Annotated in this window: 18 protein-coding genes and 1 tRNA gene; 8 read left to right on the forward strand and 11 right to left on the reverse strand. The window is 70.5% G+C overall.

Going from position 1 to position 16,911, the window contains the following annotated elements; genetic code table 11:
* Positions 1–47 precede the first annotated feature (47 nt).
* The 5 genes from ABEA67_RS11400 to ABEA67_RS11420 form a co-directional block, all read right to left on the reverse strand.
* A complete protein-coding gene (locus ABEA67_RS11400; RefSeq protein WP_345465187.1) occupies positions 48–755 on the reverse strand; it encodes an ABC transporter ATP-binding protein in 708 nt (235 codons plus the stop codon).
* The gene (locus ABEA67_RS11405; RefSeq protein WP_345465189.1) at positions 748–1,578 is read right to left on the reverse strand and encodes an ABC transporter ATP-binding protein; all 831 of its coding nucleotides are present in this window, start codon (positions 1,576–1,578) and stop codon (positions 748–750) included. The genes ABEA67_RS11400 and ABEA67_RS11405 overlap by 8 nt, the downstream gene beginning before the upstream one ends.
* Positions 1,571–2,539 (reverse strand): branched-chain amino acid ABC transporter permease, encoded by a 969-nt coding sequence (locus ABEA67_RS11410; protein ID WP_345465191.1) that lies wholly within the window; start codon positions 2,537–2,539, stop codon positions 1,571–1,573. Before ABEA67_RS11410 ends, ABEA67_RS11405 begins: the two co-directional genes overlap by 8 nt.
* On the reverse strand, positions 2,536–3,396 hold the full coding sequence (locus ABEA67_RS11415) for a branched-chain amino acid ABC transporter permease (RefSeq protein ID WP_345465193.1): 861 nt from the start codon (positions 3,394–3,396) through the stop codon (positions 2,536–2,538). Before ABEA67_RS11415 ends, ABEA67_RS11410 begins: the two co-directional genes overlap by 4 nt.
* A gap of 79 nt (positions 3,397–3,475) precedes the next feature.
* Positions 3,476–4,612 (reverse strand): ABC transporter substrate-binding protein, encoded by a 1,137-nt coding sequence (locus ABEA67_RS11420; protein WP_345465195.1) that lies wholly within the window; start codon positions 4,610–4,612, stop codon positions 3,476–3,478.
* A gap of 232 nt (positions 4,613–4,844) precedes the next feature.
* Here ABEA67_RS11420 and ABEA67_RS11425 point away from each other — a divergent pair, with 232 nt between their 5' ends.
* Genes ABEA67_RS11425 through ABEA67_RS11435 form a run of 3 tightly spaced genes read left to right on the forward strand, consistent with a single transcriptional unit; the run spans position 4,845 to position 6,601 of the window.
* On the forward strand, positions 4,845–5,321 hold the full coding sequence (locus ABEA67_RS11425) for an acyl-CoA thioesterase (RefSeq protein WP_345465197.1): 477 nt from the start codon (positions 4,845–4,847) through the stop codon (positions 5,319–5,321).
* 38 nt (positions 5,322–5,359) lie between these two features.
* Positions 5,360–5,995, forward strand: coding sequence for a histidine phosphatase family protein (locus ABEA67_RS11430; RefSeq protein ID WP_345465356.1), 636 nt, complete (start codon positions 5,360–5,362; stop codon positions 5,993–5,995).
* Positions 5,996–6,004: 9 nt separating this feature from the next.
* Positions 6,005–6,601 carry a hypothetical protein gene (locus ABEA67_RS11435; protein WP_345465199.1) on the forward strand — a complete coding sequence of 199 codons (597 nt, stop codon included), beginning with the start codon at positions 6,005–6,007 and terminating at the stop codon, positions 6,599–6,601.
* Between the two features lie 19 nt (positions 6,602–6,620).
* Here ABEA67_RS11435 and ABEA67_RS11440 read toward each other — a convergent pair whose 3' ends face one another.
* A complete protein-coding gene (locus ABEA67_RS11440) occupies positions 6,621–7,250 on the reverse strand; it encodes a CAP domain-containing protein (RefSeq protein ID WP_345465201.1) in 630 nt (209 codons plus the stop codon).
* 141 nt (positions 7,251–7,391) lie between these two features.
* On the opposite strand from ABEA67_RS11440, the gene ABEA67_RS11445 reads away from it, so the two are divergent.
* The 3 genes from ABEA67_RS11445 (at position 7,392) to ABEA67_RS11455 (ending at position 9,621) form a co-directional block, all read left to right on the forward strand.
* On the forward strand, positions 7,392–8,213 hold the full coding sequence (locus ABEA67_RS11445) for an enoyl-CoA hydratase/isomerase family protein (RefSeq protein ID WP_345465203.1): 822 nt from the start codon (positions 7,392–7,394) through the stop codon (positions 8,211–8,213).
* A gap of 161 nt (positions 8,214–8,374) precedes the next feature.
* Positions 8,375–9,379 carry a malate dehydrogenase gene (locus tag ABEA67_RS11450; protein WP_345465205.1) on the forward strand — a complete coding sequence of 335 codons (1,005 nt, stop codon included), beginning with the start codon at positions 8,375–8,377 and terminating at the stop codon, positions 9,377–9,379.
* A 157-nt stretch (positions 9,380–9,536) separates the two neighbouring features.
* Positions 9,537–9,621: transfer RNA gene (locus ABEA67_RS11455), tRNA-Leu, on the forward strand.
* A gap of 132 nt (positions 9,622–9,753) precedes the next feature.
* Here ABEA67_RS11455 and ABEA67_RS11460 read toward each other — a convergent pair.
* Positions 9,754–10,923 (reverse strand): glycosyltransferase family 4 protein, encoded by a 1,170-nt coding sequence (locus ABEA67_RS11460; RefSeq protein ID WP_345465207.1) that lies wholly within the window; start codon positions 10,921–10,923, stop codon positions 9,754–9,756.
* A gap of 50 nt (positions 10,924–10,973) precedes the next feature.
* On the opposite strand from ABEA67_RS11460, the gene hisA reads away from it, so the two are divergent.
* Positions 10,974–11,693 (forward strand): 1-(5-phosphoribosyl)-5-[(5-phosphoribosylamino)methylideneamino]imidazole-4-carboxamide isomerase, encoded by a 720-nt coding sequence (gene hisA, locus ABEA67_RS11465; protein WP_345465209.1) that lies wholly within the window; start codon positions 10,974–10,976, stop codon positions 11,691–11,693.
* 33 nt (positions 11,694–11,726) lie between these two features.
* On the opposite strand, the gene ABEA67_RS11470 is transcribed toward hisA, so the two are convergent.
* Positions 11,727–12,761 (reverse strand): AfsR/SARP family transcriptional regulator, encoded by a 1,035-nt coding sequence (locus ABEA67_RS11470; protein ID WP_345465211.1) that lies wholly within the window; start codon positions 12,759–12,761, stop codon positions 11,727–11,729.
* Positions 12,762–12,874: 113 nt separating this feature from the next.
* Here ABEA67_RS11470 and ABEA67_RS11475 point away from each other — a divergent pair, with 113 nt between their 5' ends.
* Complete coding sequence (locus ABEA67_RS11475; protein ID WP_345465213.1) at positions 12,875–14,392, forward strand: amidohydrolase; 1,518 nt, start codon at positions 12,875–12,877, stop codon at positions 14,390–14,392.
* Positions 14,393–14,461: 69 nt separating this feature from the next.
* Here ABEA67_RS11475 and ABEA67_RS11480 read toward each other — a convergent pair whose 3' ends face one another.
* The 3 genes from ABEA67_RS11480 to ABEA67_RS11490 form a co-directional block, all read right to left on the reverse strand.
* Entirely contained in the window at positions 14,462–15,196 is a 735-nt protein-coding gene (locus ABEA67_RS11480) for a YebC/PmpR family DNA-binding transcriptional regulator (protein WP_345465215.1), read from the reverse strand.
* Positions 15,197–15,549: 353 nt separating this feature from the next.
* Entirely contained in the window at positions 15,550–16,131 is a 582-nt protein-coding gene (locus tag ABEA67_RS11485) for a GNAT family N-acetyltransferase (protein WP_345465217.1), read from the reverse strand.
* 30 nt (positions 16,132–16,161) lie between these two features.
* Positions 16,162–16,881, reverse strand: a complete 720-nt coding sequence (locus ABEA67_RS11490) for a carbonic anhydrase (protein ID WP_345465219.1) — start codon at positions 16,879–16,881, stop codon at positions 16,162–16,164.
* Between the last annotated feature and the right edge of the window lie 30 nt (positions 16,882–16,911).

Here is a 16,911-nt window from a genome sequence, read left to right on the forward strand (position 1 = left end):
GGAGGCGGGGGCCAACCTGCGCTGACCCCCGCCCCACAGCGCCCCGGCTACACCCCCAGGTAGGCGCTCCGCACCCGGTCGTCGCCCAGCAGTTCGTTCTGGGTACCTTGCAGCGAGACGCGCCCGCCCTCCAGCACGTACCCCCGGTGCGCGATGCCGAGGGCGGCGAAGGCGTTCTGCTCGGCCAGCAGCACGCTGACGCCCGCCTCGTTGACGCGCTGCACGGCCTCGAAGACCTGTTCGACCACCAGCGGCGCGAGGCCCAGCGAGGGTTCGTCGAGCAGCAGCAGCTCGGGGCGGGCCATCAGGGCGCGGGCGATGGCGACCATCTGCTGCTGGCCGCCCGACAGGCTCCCGGCGGGGGCGTGCCGCTTTTCCACCAGCGCGGGAAAGAGGGTGTAGACCCGCTCCAGCTCGCGCCCGGTGCCTGCCGCGTCCCGCCGGTGGACAAAGGCCCCCAGCCGCAGGTTCTTCTCGACGCTGAGGTCGGGAAATAGCAGGCGGCCTTCCGGGCACTGGGCCACGCCGTGCGCCACGTTGAACTCCGGTTTGCCGCCTGTCAGTGGCGTGCCGTTCCAGGTCGCCGTACCGCCCGAGGGGCGCTGGAGGCCGCTGAGGGTGCGGAAGAGGGTGCTCTTGCCCGCCCCGTTCGCGCCCAGCAGCACCACGATCTCGCCGCCCTGCACGGTCAGGTTCACGTCGTGCAGCGCCCGGAAGGAGCCGTAGTTCACGCTCAGATCGCGGACCTCAAGCATGGGCGTTCCCCCCGTCAGCGGTCTGGCCCATCTGCCCGCCGTGGGCATGGCCGCCCAGGTAGGCCTCGATCACGGCGGGGTCGCGGCTGACTTCGGCGGGAGTGCCCTGCGCGATCTTCTGGCCGTGGTGCAGTACCAGGATCTGGTCGGCCAGGCCCATCACCAGGTTCATCTTGTGTTCGACCAGCGCGACCGTCAGGCCGCCCGCGACGAGTTCGCGGATCAGGCTCATCAGGCTGACCGTCTCCTCCGGGTTCATTCCGGCGGCGGGTTCGTCGAGCAGCAGCAGGTGGGGGTCGCTGGCGAGTGCCATGGCGATGCCCACGCGCTTCTGACCCTCCTGCGTCAGCGCCCCGGCGGGCCGCCCGGCCTGGGCCGCCAGGCCCACCCGCTCCAGCGCCCGCATGGCTCCGGCGCGGCTTTCCCCCTCGTCGTGGCGCTCGCGGCCCGTGCGCAGCAGCGCGTCGAGCAGTCCGGCGCGGGTGCGGACGCGGTGGCCGATCATGGCGTTGTCCAGCACGCTGAGTTCCTTGTAGATGGTGGTCGTCTGGAAGGTCCGGGCGATGCCGCGCCCGACCACCTGGTGCGTCCGGAGGCGGGTGATGTCCTCGCCCCGGAACCGGATGCGCCCCGAGGTGGGCTGGTAGAAGCCCGAGATCAGGTTGAAGAAGGTGCTCTTGCCCGCGCCGTTCGGCCCGATGATCGCGGTGATCTGCCCCGCCGGCAGGCTGGCTGTCACGTCGCGCACGGCCTGGAGGCCGCCGAAGCGGATGCCGAGGTCCTGAACCTCCAGCATGGGCGTGTTGGGCTGGGGGTCAGGCATGGTCCACCGCCCGCTCGGTCCGCGCCGCCGTCCGGCGCAGGCTCCAGCGATCCCACAGCCCGGCCAGGCCCTGCGGCGCGAACATCACCAGCAGCACCAGCAGCGGCCCGAACACGATGTACTGGTAGTCCTGGAGGCCCTTCATGAATTGCAGCGCCACGAAGATCAGCGCGGTGCCCAGCAGCGGCCCCGCCAGCGTGCCCACGCCGCCCACCAGCAGGTACAGCAGCACCGTGAAGGTGGTGGTCGGCCCGGCCACGCTCGACCCCAGAAAGCCCACGTAGGCCGCGTACACGCCGCCCGCGAAGCCCGCGATGGCGGTCGAGAGCATCAGCGCGCGCAGCTTGTGCGAGAAGACGTCGATCCCCGCGCTGCGGGCCAGGTCCTCGCCGCCCCGGATGGCGGCCAGCGAGCGCCCGAACACGCTGCCCCGCGTCCGCGCCACCACCAGCACCGTGACGGCCAGCGCCGCCAGCGCCACGTAATAGAAGTTGGTGGCCTTCGAGAAGTCGATGCCCAGGAACCCGTTGGCGGGCGGCACCCCGTTGAGGCCCTCGTTGCCGCCGGTCAGCGCGTCCCACTTGTTGATCACCAGCGCGATGATCACGCCGACGCCCAGCGTGAAGATGGAAAAGGCGTCGCCCTTGGTGCGGAAGGCCACCAGCCCCAGCAGCAGCCCCAGCAGCGCGCACAGCACCACCGCGGCGGGCCACGCCAGCCAGAAGCTCCACCCGGCCTTCAGTGTCAGGATGCCCACCGCATACGCCCCGATGCCGAAAAACCCGGCGTGCGCCAGCGGCAGCAGCCCGGTGTAGCCCAGCATCACGTTCAGGCCGTAGGCCAGCATCGCCCAGATCATGGTGTTGATGGCGATGTCCAGCACGTAGCCGCCGGGATGCACGAGGGGCAGCAGCGCCGCCAGCACGAAGACGGCCAGCCAGCCCAGCAGGCCCGGTTTCATGTTCCCCTCCTAAAGAGGCCCTCGGGCCGAATCGCCAGCACCAGCACCAGCACCGCGAAGCCGATCACGTCGGCAAAGTCGAAATTGATGTAGAACCCCCCGAAAATCTCCGCGAAGGCCAGCAAAAAGGCCCCCACGATGGCCCCCGGCACGCTGCCCATGCCACCCAGGATGATGATCGCGAAGACCTTGAGGTTCATCACCTCACCCATGCTGGGGCCGACCGAGATCAGCGGCGCGATCAGGGCGGCGGCGACGGCGGCCAGCGCCCCCGAGATGGCGAAGGTGAGCATGCCCACCCGGTTCACGTTGATGCCCACCAGCCGCGCGCCCTCGCGGTTTTGCGCCATCGCCTCGATGGTGGCCCCGGTCAGGGTGCGCTTCAGGAAGTAGTTCAGGCCCAGCATCACCAGCAGCGAGGCGGCGATCACCAGCAGGCGCTGCCAGGTGATGATCACGCCGCCCGCGTTCAGGATGCCCGGCAGCGGTTCGGGAATCTGCTTGAAATCCGCTCCCCAGATGCGCTGCACCGCCGCCTCCAGAAAGAACAGCACCCCGATCGCCGCGATCATCGCGTGGACGTGCGGCGCGTTGCGCAGCGGATAGAACACCACGCGCTCCAGCAGCGCCGCCAGCAACGCCACCCCCAGGGCCGCGAGCAGCAGCGCGACCACGTAGGGCACGCCCAGGCCCGTCAGGATGGCGAACGTGAAATACGCGCCCAGCATGTACAGCCCGCCGTGCGCGAAGTTGGGCACCCGCATCACGCCGTAGACCAGGGTCAGCCCCAGCGCGACGAGCGCGTAGACGCCGCCCAGCGCCAGCGCGTTGAAGAGTTGTTGCAAGAAGATGGTCAAGGCAGGTCTCCAGTCCGGCAGAGAAAACAGATAGAGATGCGCCGCGCCCCTCATGCAGACGGGGCGCGGCGCGGGGCACTTACTTCATGTTGGGCAGGCGCAGCTTGGTGAATTTCCCGCCCTTCACGCTCGCGGCCACCACGTCGGAGTCGAGGTGCCCGGCGGGCGTCACGCCCTTCACCGCGTAGATGCCGACCGACTTGGGCAGCGAGGCGGCGGCCTGGCCCAGCTTGGCGCGGATGGCGACCGGGTCGGTAGTGGTTCCGGCCAGCGCCATCGCGCGGGCGACCGCGTGCATGCCGACGTAGTTCAGGGCCGCCTCGCTGGTGGGAATCTTCTTGTAGGCCCGCTGGTACTTCGCCACAAAGGCCTGCGAGCCGGGGTACTCGATCGTGGGCAGCACCCCGACCGAGCCGTCGAGGTAGGCCTGCGGGATGATGGTGTTCATCTCCTCGAACTTGGCCTGGTCCATCACGATGAAGCCGCCCTTGAAGCCCTGCTCGCGCGCGGCCTTGATCACCTGCGCGGTGGGCTGCGAGGGGCCGCCCACGAACAGCACGTCGGGCTTTTCCGCCAGGGCCTTGGTCACGGCGCTGGAAAAGTCCACGGTGGTGCTGTAGTCCACGCCGTTGTTGCTGCCGACCGTGCCGCCCTGCTTCTTCCACTCGTCGGTGATGGCGTCGGTCCACTGCTTGCCGTAGGCGCTGGTGGTGCCGACCAGCCCCAGTTTCTTGCCGAAGGCCTTCATCTGCGTGCTGGTAAAGGGCGCGATGTAGTTGTCGTAGCGCGGCGGCAGCATGAAGGTCAGGGGATTGTTGGCGGCCAGAATCTTGGGTTCGCTGGAGTAGGCCACCAGCAGGAAGTTCGGGTCGCGGTTCGCCAGCGGCTGCACGGTCAGGATGCCGCCCGCGTGGGGCACGAAGATCACGTCGATGCCCTGGCTGGTCAGGCGGCGCACGTTGGTGGCCGTCTCGTTGGGCAAGTAACGGTCGTCCAGCGCGACCAGCTTGAAGGTGACCTTCTCGCCGTTCACGTTGACGCCGCCCGCCTGGTTGATCTCGCCTATCGCCAGATCGATGCCGCTCTGCACGTTCTTGCCGTAAAAGGCCGCGCCGCCCGAGAGCGGTCCGCTGTAGCCGATGTTCACCACCCGGTCGGCCAGCGACGAGCCGGCCGCCAGAGCCAGGACGAGGGAAACGAGGGTGCGCTTTTGCATGGTGGACCTCCAGGAACGGGAACGCCGGAAACGTGAATGGAAGGAGCGGTGCCGGAAGAGGTGGCAGAAGCCGGAGCAGGCCGCGGGCGGCCCTGGACGCAGTACAAGTTGGGTGTCCGTCATGCTGGCATGGAGGACAGAAGCTGTCAATTGGCTCCCCCCCATTCCGGAAAGTCGGCGGATGAAAAGCCGGAATGGGGGAGCTTGGCGTGGGCCGCTACACTCGGGCACGATGACGCAGCCTGTCTCCCCGCCCCCCGGCTCTCCCACTCAGGGCACCACGCCCGCCCCGCGCAGCCGCGCGCGGATGCTGGAACTGGTGTTTCCCAAGGACACCAACTATCTCGGCACGGCCTTTGGCGGCTTCGTGTTGTCGCTGATGGACAAGGCGGCCAGCGTCGCGGCGGTGCGGCATGCGCGCGGCGCGGTGGTCACGGCCCGCATGGACGGCGTGGACTTTCACGTGCCCATCCGGGTGGGGGACGCGGTGGCCCTCGACGCGCGGGTGGTGAAGGTGGGCCGCTCCTCCATGACCATCCGGGTGGACGTGTACCGCGAGAACATGGCCTCCGGCGAGCAGCAACTCGCCACCACCGGCTTTTTCGTGTTTGTCGCCGTGGACGAGGACGGCAAGCCCCGCCCGGTGGACCCCCTGCCCGAGGGCCAGGACACCGCCAGCGCGGACCCCGACCCCGAGGCCCGGCCCTGAACACGCCGGACACCGGGGAGAGGCTGCACCTCACCCTGATCCGGCACGGCGCGACCGACTGGAACGGCGCGGGCCGCTGGCAGGGCTGGACCGACACGCCGCTGGGACCGCTGGGGACCGAGCAGGCCGGGCGGCTAGCACGGCGGCTGCTGGGACAGGACCCCGGCCGGGTCTACGCCAGCGACCTCCAGCGGGCGGTCGAGACGGCCCTGATCGCCCTGCCCGGCGAACCCCTGACGCTCGACGTGCGGCTGCGCGAGCTGCACTTCGGGCGCTATGAAGGGACCACCACGGCGCAGGTGCGGCACGACCCCGACTACGCCGCCTGGCAGCGCGACCCCTGGACCCTCCCTGCGCCGGGCGGCGGCGAGAGCCTGCGGGAGGTCGCGGCGCGGCTGAGCGGCTGGGCCGGGGAACTGCCCGGCGGAACCGTCACGGCCTTTACCCACGGGGCCGCCATCCGCGCGCTGCTGCATGGGCTGTTCGGCTGGCCCGCCCTGCCCCAGCCGGACTACGTGCTGCCCTTCGCGCTCCGCCTGGCCCACACCGGCCTCACCCGCCTGACCCGCGACTCGGGCCGCTGGACCCTGCTGACCTACAACGACCACGCCCACCTGGAAGCCTGGGCAGGGCTGGACGGGGAAGGGGGCCGGGTGCCGCCGGAGTTCGGGTAAGCTCCCCCCATGCTAACACTCGCGGAGGCGGCCCGGCTGCCCGAAGCGCAGGTGGGCGCGGAGACGCATCGGCTGGCGGCCCACCCCGGCCGCGTCCCGGCCGCGATGCTCCTGCCTGCCACCTTCGAGGAGGAGTTCTACCGCCGCGCCAACCTGCCCGAGCAGCTCTCGCGCCTGCTCGCGCCCCTGAACCCCGCCCGCCTGGACGAGGACCTGCTTGAAGAACTGGCCGAACGGGCGCAGGCCCTGGTCCGCACCAGTTCCCTGCTCGACGACGCGGTGCAGCTCTTTTACCGGGCGCTGGGCAACGCGGGGCTGAGCGCGGGGGAGGTCCACCTGCGGCGGCCGGGTGTGCGGCAGGTGGAGGCGGCCCGCGTCACGCCCCCCGGCACCCCGGCCCTGCACGCCCTCAAGCGCCTGTGGGCGCGCGACTGGACCTTCGAGGCGCTGCTCTCCCGTCTGGACGATGCGGGCAGCATCGCCCTGGAGGCCCGCCCGACCCTGCTGCTGGCCGGGCCGCCCGGTGTGCCGGATACGGGTGTCGCCGCGGAGCTGGGCGCGCCCGCCGCACTGGTGAACCCGCTGGGGCTGGTCGGGCTGCCCTGACGTTTCCGTCTGCCCGGCGCTACCGCTGCTCCCCGGCCAGGTTCAGCACCCAGTACGCCCCGCGCTGGCCGTCCGCACGGGCCACGCTGCCATAGGGGACCTCGGCGTACAGCGCCTCGCAGTGCCGCACACTGGTCTTCCAGGCCGTGATGATCTCGGCGGGGTCGGTCATCCCGGCGGCCAGGCTTTCCATGAAGACGAGCGGCTTGCCGGGAGCGGGCGCGGGCACGAAGCCCGCCGCCACCATCCGGCGCGCGGGGGTGCTGTCCCCGGTGCGGTGGGGCAGGTCCAGGCTGCCACTGGCCGCCAGCACCCGCGCGTAGCCCGTGGCGGCCTGGTGCAGGTGGCCCTCGAACGTCAGGGCGGCCCGGGGCGGGGAGGTGGTCCCGTCCGGGCAGGTGCCGCCCCGCGCCCGCTCGGCATTGATCGCGGCCAGCATGGCGGCCTCGCCCGCGGACTGCGGGTAGCCCGGCGTGGGACCGGGTGCAGGGCTGAAGTTGCCGGGGGCCTGGTACGTGAAGCTGTCCCCCAGGTCGCTGTCGGTCACGGAGACGGTGATGGAGGACGCCGGAGCCGTGGGGCCCCCCGAACCACAGGAGGCGAGCAGACCGCAGGCGGCGAGCAGGGCAGCAGGCAGAACATGTTGCATGGGGCACCTCGGGGGCTACCGGGACGGCGGGCAGGCGGAAAGGGAGAACGGTCCCCAGCCTAGAGCCTGACCTGGCCGCCTGACACCGCAGCTGCGCTGCCCCCGTTCAGGGGGGTCGGCCTGGGGTGTTACCCTCCGCCCATGCTTCCCGAGCAACTGACCGCGCCCGGTGCGTATCCCGGCCTGCACCTCACCCTGCACGAGGGCGGCCTCCTCGAACTCGTCATCCGCAGCGAGAAGACGCTGAACAGTGTGAACGCCGAGGCCCACCGGGCGCTGACGTATGTCTGGCGCGACATCGACGCGGCTTCGGGCATCCGCTGCGTGCTGGTGCGGGGCGAGGGGCGCGGCTTTTCCTCGGGCGGGGACTTTACCCTGATCGAGGAGATGAGCCAGGATTTCACCGCCCTGGCGCGCGTGTGGCGGGAAGCGCGCGACCTCGTCTACAACGTCATCAACTGCGGCAAGCCCATCGTGAGCGCCATCCACGGCCCCTGCGTGGGCGCGGGACTGGCGGTCGCGCTGCTGGCCGACGTGAGCGTGGCCGCGAGAAGTGCGCGGCTGCTCGACGGCCACGTGCGCCTGGGGGTCGCGGCGGGCGACCACGCCGCCATCATCTGGCCCCTGCTGTGCGGATTGAACAAGGCCAAATACCACCTGCTGACCGGCGAACCCGTCTCCGGCGAGGAGGCCGAGCGCATCGGCCTGGTCAGCCTCTGCGTCCCCGACGAGGAGCTGCAAGGCCGCGCCTGGCAGGTCGCCCGCCGCCTCGCCTCGGGCAGCCCCACCGCCGTTCGCTGGACCAAGTACGCCCTGAACAACTGGCTGCGCGCCATGGGACCCACCTTCGACGCCAGCCTCGCCCTGGAGTTCCTGGGCTTCACGGGGCCGGATGTGAAGGAAGGGCTGGCGAGCCTGCGCGAGAAGCGCGAGCCGCGGTTCGCGGAGGACGCGCCGATTTGAGCGGCCAGCTTCCAGTCGCCAGCAGCCAGCCTGGGGCGCTTTTGCTGGAAGCTGGTCGCTGGCTGCTCCCCCTGTCTCCCCCAGGGGAACGCCCCCCGCCCCTTGCCCGCCCCCGGCGTTAGGATGGGCCGAAAAACTTCACCTTTCGGGAGGGAATCACCATGACGATGAACCAGAGCACCAAGCAACCCGTCCGCGTGGCCGTGACCGGCGCTGCTGGGCAGATCGGCTACAGCCTGCTGTTCCGCATCGCGGCGGGCGACATGCTGGGCAAGGACCAGCCCGTTATCCTGCAACTGCTGGAAATCACGCCCGCTCTCAAAGCGCTTCAGGGCGTCGTGATGGAACTGCGGGACTGCGCGTTCCCGCTGCTGGCCGACATCGTGACCAGCGACGACCCGATGGTGGCCTTCAAGGACGCCGACTACGCCCTGCTGGTCGGCGCGATGCCGCGCAAGGCCGGGATGGAGCGCGGGGACCTGCTGGGCGCGAACGGCGGCATCTTCAAGCCCCAGGGCGAGGCGCTGAACAAGGTCGCCAGCCGCGACGTGAAGGTGCTGGTCGTGGGCAACCCGGCCAACACCAACGCCCTGATCGCACAGCAGAACGCCCCCGATCTCGACCCGAAGCAGTTCACGGCGATGGTCCGCTTGGACCACAACCGCGCCCTCTCGCAGCTGGCCGAGAAGACCGGCCAGCCCGTGACGGCCATCAAGAACATCACCATCTGGGGCAACCACTCCTCCACCCAGTACCCCGACCTCTCGCACGCCACCGTGAACGGCCAGCCCGCCCTGGAGCAGGTGGACCGCCAGTGGTACGAGCAGGAGTACATCCCTACCGTCGCCAAGCGCGGCGCGGCCATCATCGAGGCGCGCGGGGCCAGCTCCGCCGCTTCCGCCGCCTCCGCCGCCATCGACCACATGCACGACTGGGGGCTGGGCACGCCCGAGGGCGAGTGGGTCAGCATGGGCATTCCCAGTGACGGCAGCTACGGCATTCCCCAGGGCCTGATCTACGGCTTCCCCGTCCGCACCCACAGCGGGCAGTACGAGATCGTCCAGGGCCTCTCCGTCAGCGACTTCAGCCGCGGCAAGATGGACGCCACGGCGCAGGAGCTGGAAGAGGAGCGCGACGAGGTCCGCAAGCTCGGCCTGGTGAAGTAAGCGGGACACAGAAGGTAGGTGGCAGAAGGCCGAAGGCAGGAATTGCTTTTGGCCTTCTGCCTTTCGCCTTCCGCTCCCCACCCCCTGTTGACAGTTCCCGAGGGTGCCGGTAAAGTAAGCGAGCCTGAAACGCGCCCCCGGGCGCAAGCCAAGGAATGCCGAGGTGGCGGAATTGGTAGACGCACTAGTTTCAGGGACTAGCGCCGCGAGGCGTGTGGGTTCAAATCCCATCCTCGGCACCACAGCACAAGGCCCCCGCATCAAGCGGGGGTTTTCCCTTGGCGGCCAGCGGAGGGGGTCGTGAGCTATGGGCTATGAGCTATGAACCGACACCTGGAGGCTTCCGCTTTCGCAGCAGCCAGCTTGTTCATAGCTCACGGCTCATAGCTTTTCCCTCTGCGCGTCCTTCCCCGCGCCACCGTGCGGATGTAGACCTCCTCCAGCGCGGCGGCGCGGGTGGGCAGGTCGTACTGCGCGGCGCTCTCCCTGGCCCCGGCCTGCAAGGTGGGCAGCCGGGCAGGGTCCAGCACGTCCAGCAGGCCGGCGGCCAGCGCGGCGGGCGTGGCGTCTGTCACGGTGCCGTTCACGCCCTCCTGCACCAGGTCGAGGGCGGCGGGGCTGCGGGCGGCGACCAGGGGGGCACCCGCCGCCAGCGCCTCGATCATGCTCATGGGCAGGACCTCGCTGGTGCTGGCGGTGAGAAAGGCGTCGGCGGCGGCCAGCGCCTCCGGCACGCGGCTGTAGGGGACCGGGCCGGTGAAGGTGACACCGGGCGGTGCTCCCACCTGGGCCTCCTGGCGGCTGGGGCCGTCGCCCACCACCAGCAGGCGCAGTTCCGGGCGCGAGGCCTGGGCCTGGGCAAAGGCGCGCAGCATCACCTCCAGATTCTTCTCGGGAGCCAGGCGGCCCAGGTACATGACCAGCGGGACATCCCCCGGCACGCCGTACTCGGCGCGGAAGGCCCCGCCGCGCGCCCCCCGGAAGGCCGCCAGGTCCACCGGGTTGGGGAAAAGCTGCACCTCGCCCGCGAAGCCGTACTCGCGCAGCATCTCGACCATCGCGCGGCCGGGGGCCAGCACCGTGTCCACCCGCCGGGCGAAGGCCGCCACGTGCGGGCGCAGCATCGCGCGGCCCACCCGCCTCGGCATGGGCGCGTAGTGCAGGTACTGGTCGTACTGGGTGTGGGCGGTGAAGACCACCGGGGCATTCGCCAGCCGCGACCACGTCAGCGCGAGCCGCCCGGCCAGAAAGGGATGCATGGTGTGCAGCACGTCCAGGTCGCGCAGCGGCAGCCGCGCGGTCAGCAGTGGCCCCGGGGCCAGCATCACCGGATAGTCGGCGGGGCCGCCCAGCGCCCGCGCCCCCGCGAAGGAGGAATTGAGGCGGTACACGCCCTCCTCGTGCGGGGGGGCCTGGGGATGCCGCGGCGCGAAGATGCGGACCTCGTGGCCGAGGTCGCACAGGCCGCGCGCGTACAGGGCGGTACTGGTGGCGACGCCGTTGCGGGACGGCAGGTAGGTGGCGGTGACAATCCCGATACGCACGGCTCCCGGAGTCTACCTTCCCCCGGCGGGCCGCCCGCTATCCTGCCCGCATGACCGGTGCCTCCCTTCCCCTTGTCATTCCCTGCGTGGACATCCAGGCGGGCCGCGCCGTGCGCCTCTACGAGGGCGACCCCGACCGCGAGACGGTGTATTTCGACTCCCCGCTGGCCGCCGCGCGGCACTGGGTGGGCCTGGGTGCGGGCCTGCTGCACCTGGTGGACCTCGACGCGGCGACTGGACGCGGCGAGAACCGCGCCGTCATCCGCCAGATTGCCACCGAGGTGGGCGTGCCGGTGGAGGTGGGCGGCGGCATCCGCGACCGCGAGGCGGCGGAGGAGTTGCTGCGGGCGGGCGTGGAGCGGGTCGTCATCGGCACCGCCGCCGTGCGCAGCCCCGACCTGGTGCGCGACCTGATCGCCGCCCACGGTCCCGAGCGGGTGGTGGTGAGCCTGGACGCGCGCGGGCTGGAGGTCGCCATTCACGGCTGGGCCGAGGGCAGCGGCCTCCAGGTGGCGCAGCTCACGCCCACGCTGGCGCTGGCGGGCCTGGAAACCCTGATCTTCACCGACGTGACCCGCGACGGCACCCTGCGCGGTCTGGACCGCGACCTGATGCGCCAGGTCCGCCAGCTCTGGACCAACACCCTGATCGTGGGCGGCGGCGTCGCCACCACCGACGACGTGCGCCTCCTGGCCGAGGAGGGCATCCAGGGAGCCATCGTGGGCCGCGCCATCTACGAGGGCACGCTGGCCTACCCGGTCCGGCTGTGAATCAGGGCTAACCGCTGGAAGCTGGCCGCCCTCTCAATCCAGGTCCACGGCCCACCACGCTTCCCGCTGGGCGGCGAGGCGGGCGCGGGGGTCGCCGATGGTGTCCAGCGCCCGCGCCAGGCCCTGCCAGTCGGGTTCGCTGAGGGGGTCGATGGCGAGGGCGCGCTGGTGGAAGCCCGCGGCGTCGCGCACGCGGCCCGCCCGGGTGGCAGCCTGGGCGGCCAGGCCCAGCACGCTCAGTTGCTTCTGCTCCAGGCGTGAGCGCACGTCGTCCACCCAGGGGCTGTCGGCACCGGGCAGGAAATGGCCGTACAGGCCCGCGAGTTCGCGCAGTTCCTCCAGACCCAGCGTGCCCTGCTCGGCCTGGGCCGCCAGCAGCTCGAAGCGCGACACGTCGTAGTCGGGTTTCAGGTCGCCGTTCAGGGCGTAGCGGCGGTTGGTGCTGACCACGGCCTCACCGCTCAGGCTGCGGCGCAACCGGTGCAGCGTGGTGTGAAAGAGGCTGCTGGCCCGCGCCTCGTCCTTTTCCGGCCACAGCGCCTCGGCGGCCTCCCAGGACGTGACCTCCTTGTGTTCCAGCAGGTAGAAGAACAGTTCCAGCGCCTTGCGCGACACCCAGGAGACGGGCGCGCCCTGCCACACCACCTGGGCGGTCCCCAACCCCCGCACCGACATACCGCTCTCGCCCTGGAGGGTCAGGCCCGCCCGGCGCAGCCTGGCGTCCACGGCGGTGGTCAGGTCCTGGGGGGTAAAGGGCTTGGGCAGGTAGTCGTCGGCCCCCAGGTTCATGCCCCTCCGGACGTCGCCCCGCTCGGCGTGGCTGGAGAGCAGCACGAAGGGCAGGGCACCCATCTTCTCGTGGCCCCGCACCTTTTCCAGAAACTCCAGGCCGGTCATGTAGGGCATGACCACGTCGCTGATCACCAGGTCGGGCGTGAAGACCTGGAGCAGGTCCAGCGCCTCGACCGGGTGGCTGCTGGTGCGAACCTCGTGCCCGGCGCGGCTGAGAATCACACTGATGAGTTTGAGGATGGCGGCGTCGTCATCCACCACGAGGATGCGCGGCATGATCGCAGTCTAGCAGCGCCGTCAGAAAGGCAGGTGCGAAACTTCACCCGCCTCCTTTCCCGGCGGCTGGCTCCTGTGGCTGGATGAGTCTGGGCTGGATTAGTCTGGGGCCTATGCCTTCCGCACCTGACCTGACCGTCATCCACGCGACCACCCTGACCCTCGACGAGGCGCGGTCCCAGGCCCAGGCCGTGCTGGTCAGTGGGGGCCGGGTGCTGGCGGTCGGCAGCCGGGAGGAGGTTCACGCGCTGGCCCCCCGCGCCCGCGTGCTGGACCACCGTGACCTGACGCTCACGCCCGGCCTGGCCGAGGCCCACATCCATCTGGTGAGCTACGGCTTCTCGCTGTCGGAGCTGAACCTGCACGGGGCGCGCAGCGTGACGGAGGTGCAGGCGCGGGTGGCGCAGCGGGCCATGAACACGCCCGCCGGAAGCTGGATTCGCGGTGGCGGCTTCCTGCTGAGCGAGCTGGGCCTGGGCGAGTACCCCACCGCGCAGATGCTGGACGACGTCAGTCCCCACCACCCGGTCCTGCTGTACTCGCGCGACCTGCACCTGAGCTGGGCCAACTCGCTCGCGCTGCGGCTGGCAGGGGTAACGCCAGAGACGCCGGACCCGGAGGGCGGCCGGATCGTGCGGCCCCTGGGCACCCTGCTGGAACATGCCAGCGGTCTGGTGGCCCGCGCGGTCCCCACCCCCAGCGAGGCCGAATACCTGGCGGCGGCCCGGGCAGGGGCGGACGACCTGGCGGCGCGCGGGTACGTCAGCGCGCATACGATGGCCTTCGAGGCCCCGGCCGCGCCGCTGGCCCTCCAGACCCTCGCCGCGCGGGGAGAGCTGCCGCTGCGCGTCTGGGCGGCCCTCCCGCACGAGCGCCTGGCGCAGGCCCACGAGCTGGGGCTGGGCCGGGGCAGCGGCGGCCTGTTCGAGTGGGGCGGCGTCAAGTTCTTTGCCGACGGGGCGCTGGGCAGCCGCACCGCCTGGCTGCACGCCCCCGGCTTCGCGGACGGCAGCGGCACCGGTATGCCCCTCGACCCGCCCGAGCTGATCCGCGAGCGGGGGGCCGAGGCCCTGCGCCTGGGCCTGACGCCCGTCACGCATGCCATCGGGGACCGCGCGAACACGGAGGTGCTGGACGTCTACGACAGCCTGCGGCCCCTCGCGGCCCAGCAGGGTGTGCGCCTGCGGGTCGAGCATGCCCAGCACCTGCGCCCGGAGGACCTTCCCCGCTTCCGGGGCCTGACGGCCAGCGTGCAGCCCATCCACCTCCAGGCCGACGGCGCGATGATCCGCGAGCTGCTGCCCCACCTGGAGGCCACCAGCTACGCCTTCCGCTCGCTGCGGGACGCCGGGGCGGTGCTGGCCTTCGGCTCCGATGCCCCGGTCGCGCCGCCCGATGTCCGCGCCAACTTCGCGGCGGCCATGACCCGCGTGGACGACAGCGGCCAGCGCCTCGCCCCCGCTGAGGCCCTGACCGAGCAGGAGGTGCTGTGGGCGCACACCCGCGGCCCCGCCCTCGCGGCAAACTGGGACGACGAGGGCATCATCCGCCCCGGCGCGCGGGCCGCCTTCACGCTGTGGGACCGGGTAGGGGGGAACGCGCGGGCGCTGGTGCTGGGGGCAGAGGGCTGAAAGCAGAAGCCAGATGGCGGGAGCTTCCCCGAGCCATCTGCCTTCTGCCATTGGCCTTCCGCCTTCTGCTTACGCCTCGACTTCCTCCGGCAGCTCCGCGTTCGTGTACACGTTCTGCACGTCGTCCAGGTCTTCCAGGGCATCCACCAGCGTCAGCAGTTTGCGCACGTCGTCGCCGCTCACTGCGACCGTGTTGGTGGGGATCATGGTGATCTGGCCGCTCTCGGCCCGGAAGCCCGCCGCCGCAAGGCCGTCCTGCACGGTGTACAGGTCGTTCGGGGCGGTGCTGATTTCCAGCCCTTCCTCCGACTCCTGAAAGTCCTCCGCGCCGTGTTCGATGGCGGCTTCCTGCGCCGCCTCAGAAGCGTCGGGCAGCAGGATGACGCCCTTTTTCTCGAACTGCCACGCCACCGAGCCGCTGGTGCCCAGCGAGCCGCCGCGCTTGTTGAACACGGCGCGGATGTCGGCCACCGTGCGGTTCACGTTGTCGGTCAGCGTCTCGATGAAGATCGCCGTGCCGCCGGGGCCGTAGCCCTCGTAGGTGACTTCCTTGTACTCGGCCGCACCCTCGGCCGCGCCCGCCGCGCGCTTGATCGCGTTCTCGATGTTGTCGGCGGGCACCGTGTCGGCCTTGGCCGCCGCGATGGCGTTTTTCAGGCTGAGGTTCGCCGCCGGGTCGCCGCTCCCGCCCGACCGCACGGCTGCCTGAATGGCGCGGATGTGCTTGGAGTACATCGCGCTGCGTTTCTTGTCGTTGGCACCCTTCTTGCGCTTGATCTGCGCCCATTTGCTGTGACCGGCCATGTTTCAGTGTCTCCTTGAAAGACGCGCCCGCTGGAAAGCCGGGGCGCGTAACACCGCCATTCTACCGCGCCCCGTCCGCCAGACTCTGGAAGTCCGGTGACGGGCGGGAAGCATGACAGCGTGGGGAAACGACCGCGGCGACACGCCAGCCCACGACCTCACCTCTCAACAGGAAAGCCAGTGCTGATAGAGAAGTGGCCGGACGCCCTGGATCAGAGGGTGGTCCGGCCCGGTAAAACTTAGGGCGCAACACAAGTTCACAGGAGCCGGGAACGGCCTCTGACTGGGTGAACACCCCCTCGCCTCCCCGCTGAAGTGCCCACCCCGCACCACCGGGCGGTTTTTTGTTGCCGTCACTTCAGCAGCGTGATCTGGGCCTGCAAGGCGGACATATCGACCCGGTTCGCCGTGATTTCCATGAAGACGGTGTCGTACCGCTGGCCGCCCAGCCTGACCGTGCCCGTCCGCCGCCCGCAGACTTCGAAGCCGACTTTCTCGTAGGCGCGGATGGCGCGGGTGTTGAAGGAAAAGACCTTCAGCAGGATGTTGTGCAGACCGAGGTGGAACACGCCGTATTCCACCATCAGCCGGGTCGCCTCGGAGCCGAAGCCGCCGCTCCAGCACGCCGGATCGTGAATGCTCACGCCCAGTTCGGCGGTGCCGTGGCGGTGGTTGATGTCGTGCAGGTCCACGCCGCCGATTAACCGGCCACCGTCCCGCTCGTACACGCCGAAGGTGACGTGCGCGGGGTTGTTGCGGCTGATGCTCTCGAAGTACGCCTGCTCGTCTTCGAGGCTGTAGGACACACCGGAGCCGCCCAGGTAGGTGCTGAGTTCGAGATTCTGAAAGTAGCGGGTGAGTTCGGGGATGTCCTCGCGTCGCAGCCGCGCCAGGATCACCCGCTCGCCCACCATGACGGGGTGAGGTGCTTCCACGGCCGCACTCTAGCCCGGCGGCCCCACCCCTCAGGGCCGCAGGTCTTCTTCCTCGGTCAGGAAGTCCACCGCCCCGGAGCCGATCTCGTAAAAGGCCCCGATCACGCGGATGCGCCCGCTGGCCTCGGCGGCCTGGATGACGGGCTGCTCGCGCAGGGCGGCCACTTGATGCCGGACATTGTTCAGCACGGCCTCGCGCATCCGGGCCTTCTTGTCGCGGATGGGGGGAAGGCTCTGCACGCAGGGCTGAATGCGGGTGATCAGGTGGCGCAGGTTCTCGGGTTCCTGCGCGAGCTGCTCGGGGGACAGCAGCGCGGCGGCGACGGCCCCGCAGCCCTCGTGGCCCATCACGACGATCAGGTGCACGTTGAGGTGCTCGGTGGCGTATTCCAGCGACCCCAGCACCCCCTCGCCCACCACGTTGCCCGCCACCCGCACCACGAAGAGGTCGCCCAGGCCCTGGTCGAACACGATCTCCACCGGCACGCGGCTGTCACTGCACGCCAGGACCGTCGCAAAGGGCGTCTGGCCCATGATCAGGGCGCGGCGCTGGTTGGCGTCCGCCTCCGGCCGGGTGGCGTGGCCGGAGAAGAAGCGGGCGTTGCCGTCCTTGAGGGCCTGAATCGCGTCTTCGGGCGTGGACATGCGGCCGGGGCGCAGCCCGGCGATGTCTTCCATGCTGGCCCCGCGGCGGACCGCGTCCAGAATGCGCCGTTCGAGTTCGTTGGAGTCAAAGGGAGGCAGGCTCACACTGGGTATCCTACCCGGCCCGGATGAGGT

The sequence above is a fragment of the Deinococcus carri genome, from assembly GCF_039545055.1.
Lineage (GTDB): Bacteria > Deinococcota > Deinococci > Deinococcales > Deinococcaceae > Deinococcus > Deinococcus carri.

Coding starts and splice junctions, on each gene's coding strand:
- ABEA67_RS11400 (WP_345465187.1), bottom strand. CDS start 755: ATGCTTGAGGTCCGCGATCTGAGCGTGAACTACGGCTCCTTCCGGGCG.
- ABEA67_RS11405 (WP_345465189.1), bottom strand. CDS start 1,578: ATGCCTGACCCCCAGCCCAACACGCCCATGCTGGAGGTTCAGGACCTC.
- ABEA67_RS11410 (WP_345465191.1), bottom strand. CDS start 2,539: ATGAAACCGGGCCTGCTGGGCTGGCTGGCCGTCTTCGTGCTGGCGGCG.
- ABEA67_RS11420 (WP_345465195.1), bottom strand. CDS start 4,612: ATGCAAAAGCGCACCCTCGTTTCCCTCGTCCTGGCTCTGGCGGCCGGC.
- ABEA67_RS11425 (WP_345465197.1), top strand. CDS start 4,845: ATGACGCAGCCTGTCTCCCCGCCCCCCGGCTCTCCCACTCAGGGCACC.
- ABEA67_RS11435 (WP_345465199.1), top strand. CDS start 6,005: ATGCTAACACTCGCGGAGGCGGCCCGGCTGCCCGAAGCGCAGGTGGGC.
- ABEA67_RS11440 (WP_345465201.1), bottom strand. CDS start 7,250: ATGCAACATGTTCTGCCTGCTGCCCTGCTCGCCGCCTGCGGTCTGCTC.
- ABEA67_RS11445 (WP_345465203.1), top strand. CDS start 7,392: ATGCTTCCCGAGCAACTGACCGCGCCCGGTGCGTATCCCGGCCTGCAC.
- ABEA67_RS11450 (WP_345465205.1), top strand. CDS start 8,375: ATGACGATGAACCAGAGCACCAAGCAACCCGTCCGCGTGGCCGTGACC.
- hisA (WP_345465209.1), top strand. CDS start 10,974: ATGACCGGTGCCTCCCTTCCCCTTGTCATTCCCTGCGTGGACATCCAG.
- ABEA67_RS11470 (WP_345465211.1), bottom strand. CDS start 12,761: ATGCCGCGCATCCTCGTGGTGGATGACGACGCCGCCATCCTCAAACTC.
- ABEA67_RS11475 (WP_345465213.1), top strand. CDS start 12,875: ATGCCTTCCGCACCTGACCTGACCGTCATCCACGCGACCACCCTGACC.
- ABEA67_RS11480 (WP_345465215.1), bottom strand. CDS start 15,196: ATGGCCGGTCACAGCAAATGGGCGCAGATCAAGCGCAAGAAGGGTGCC.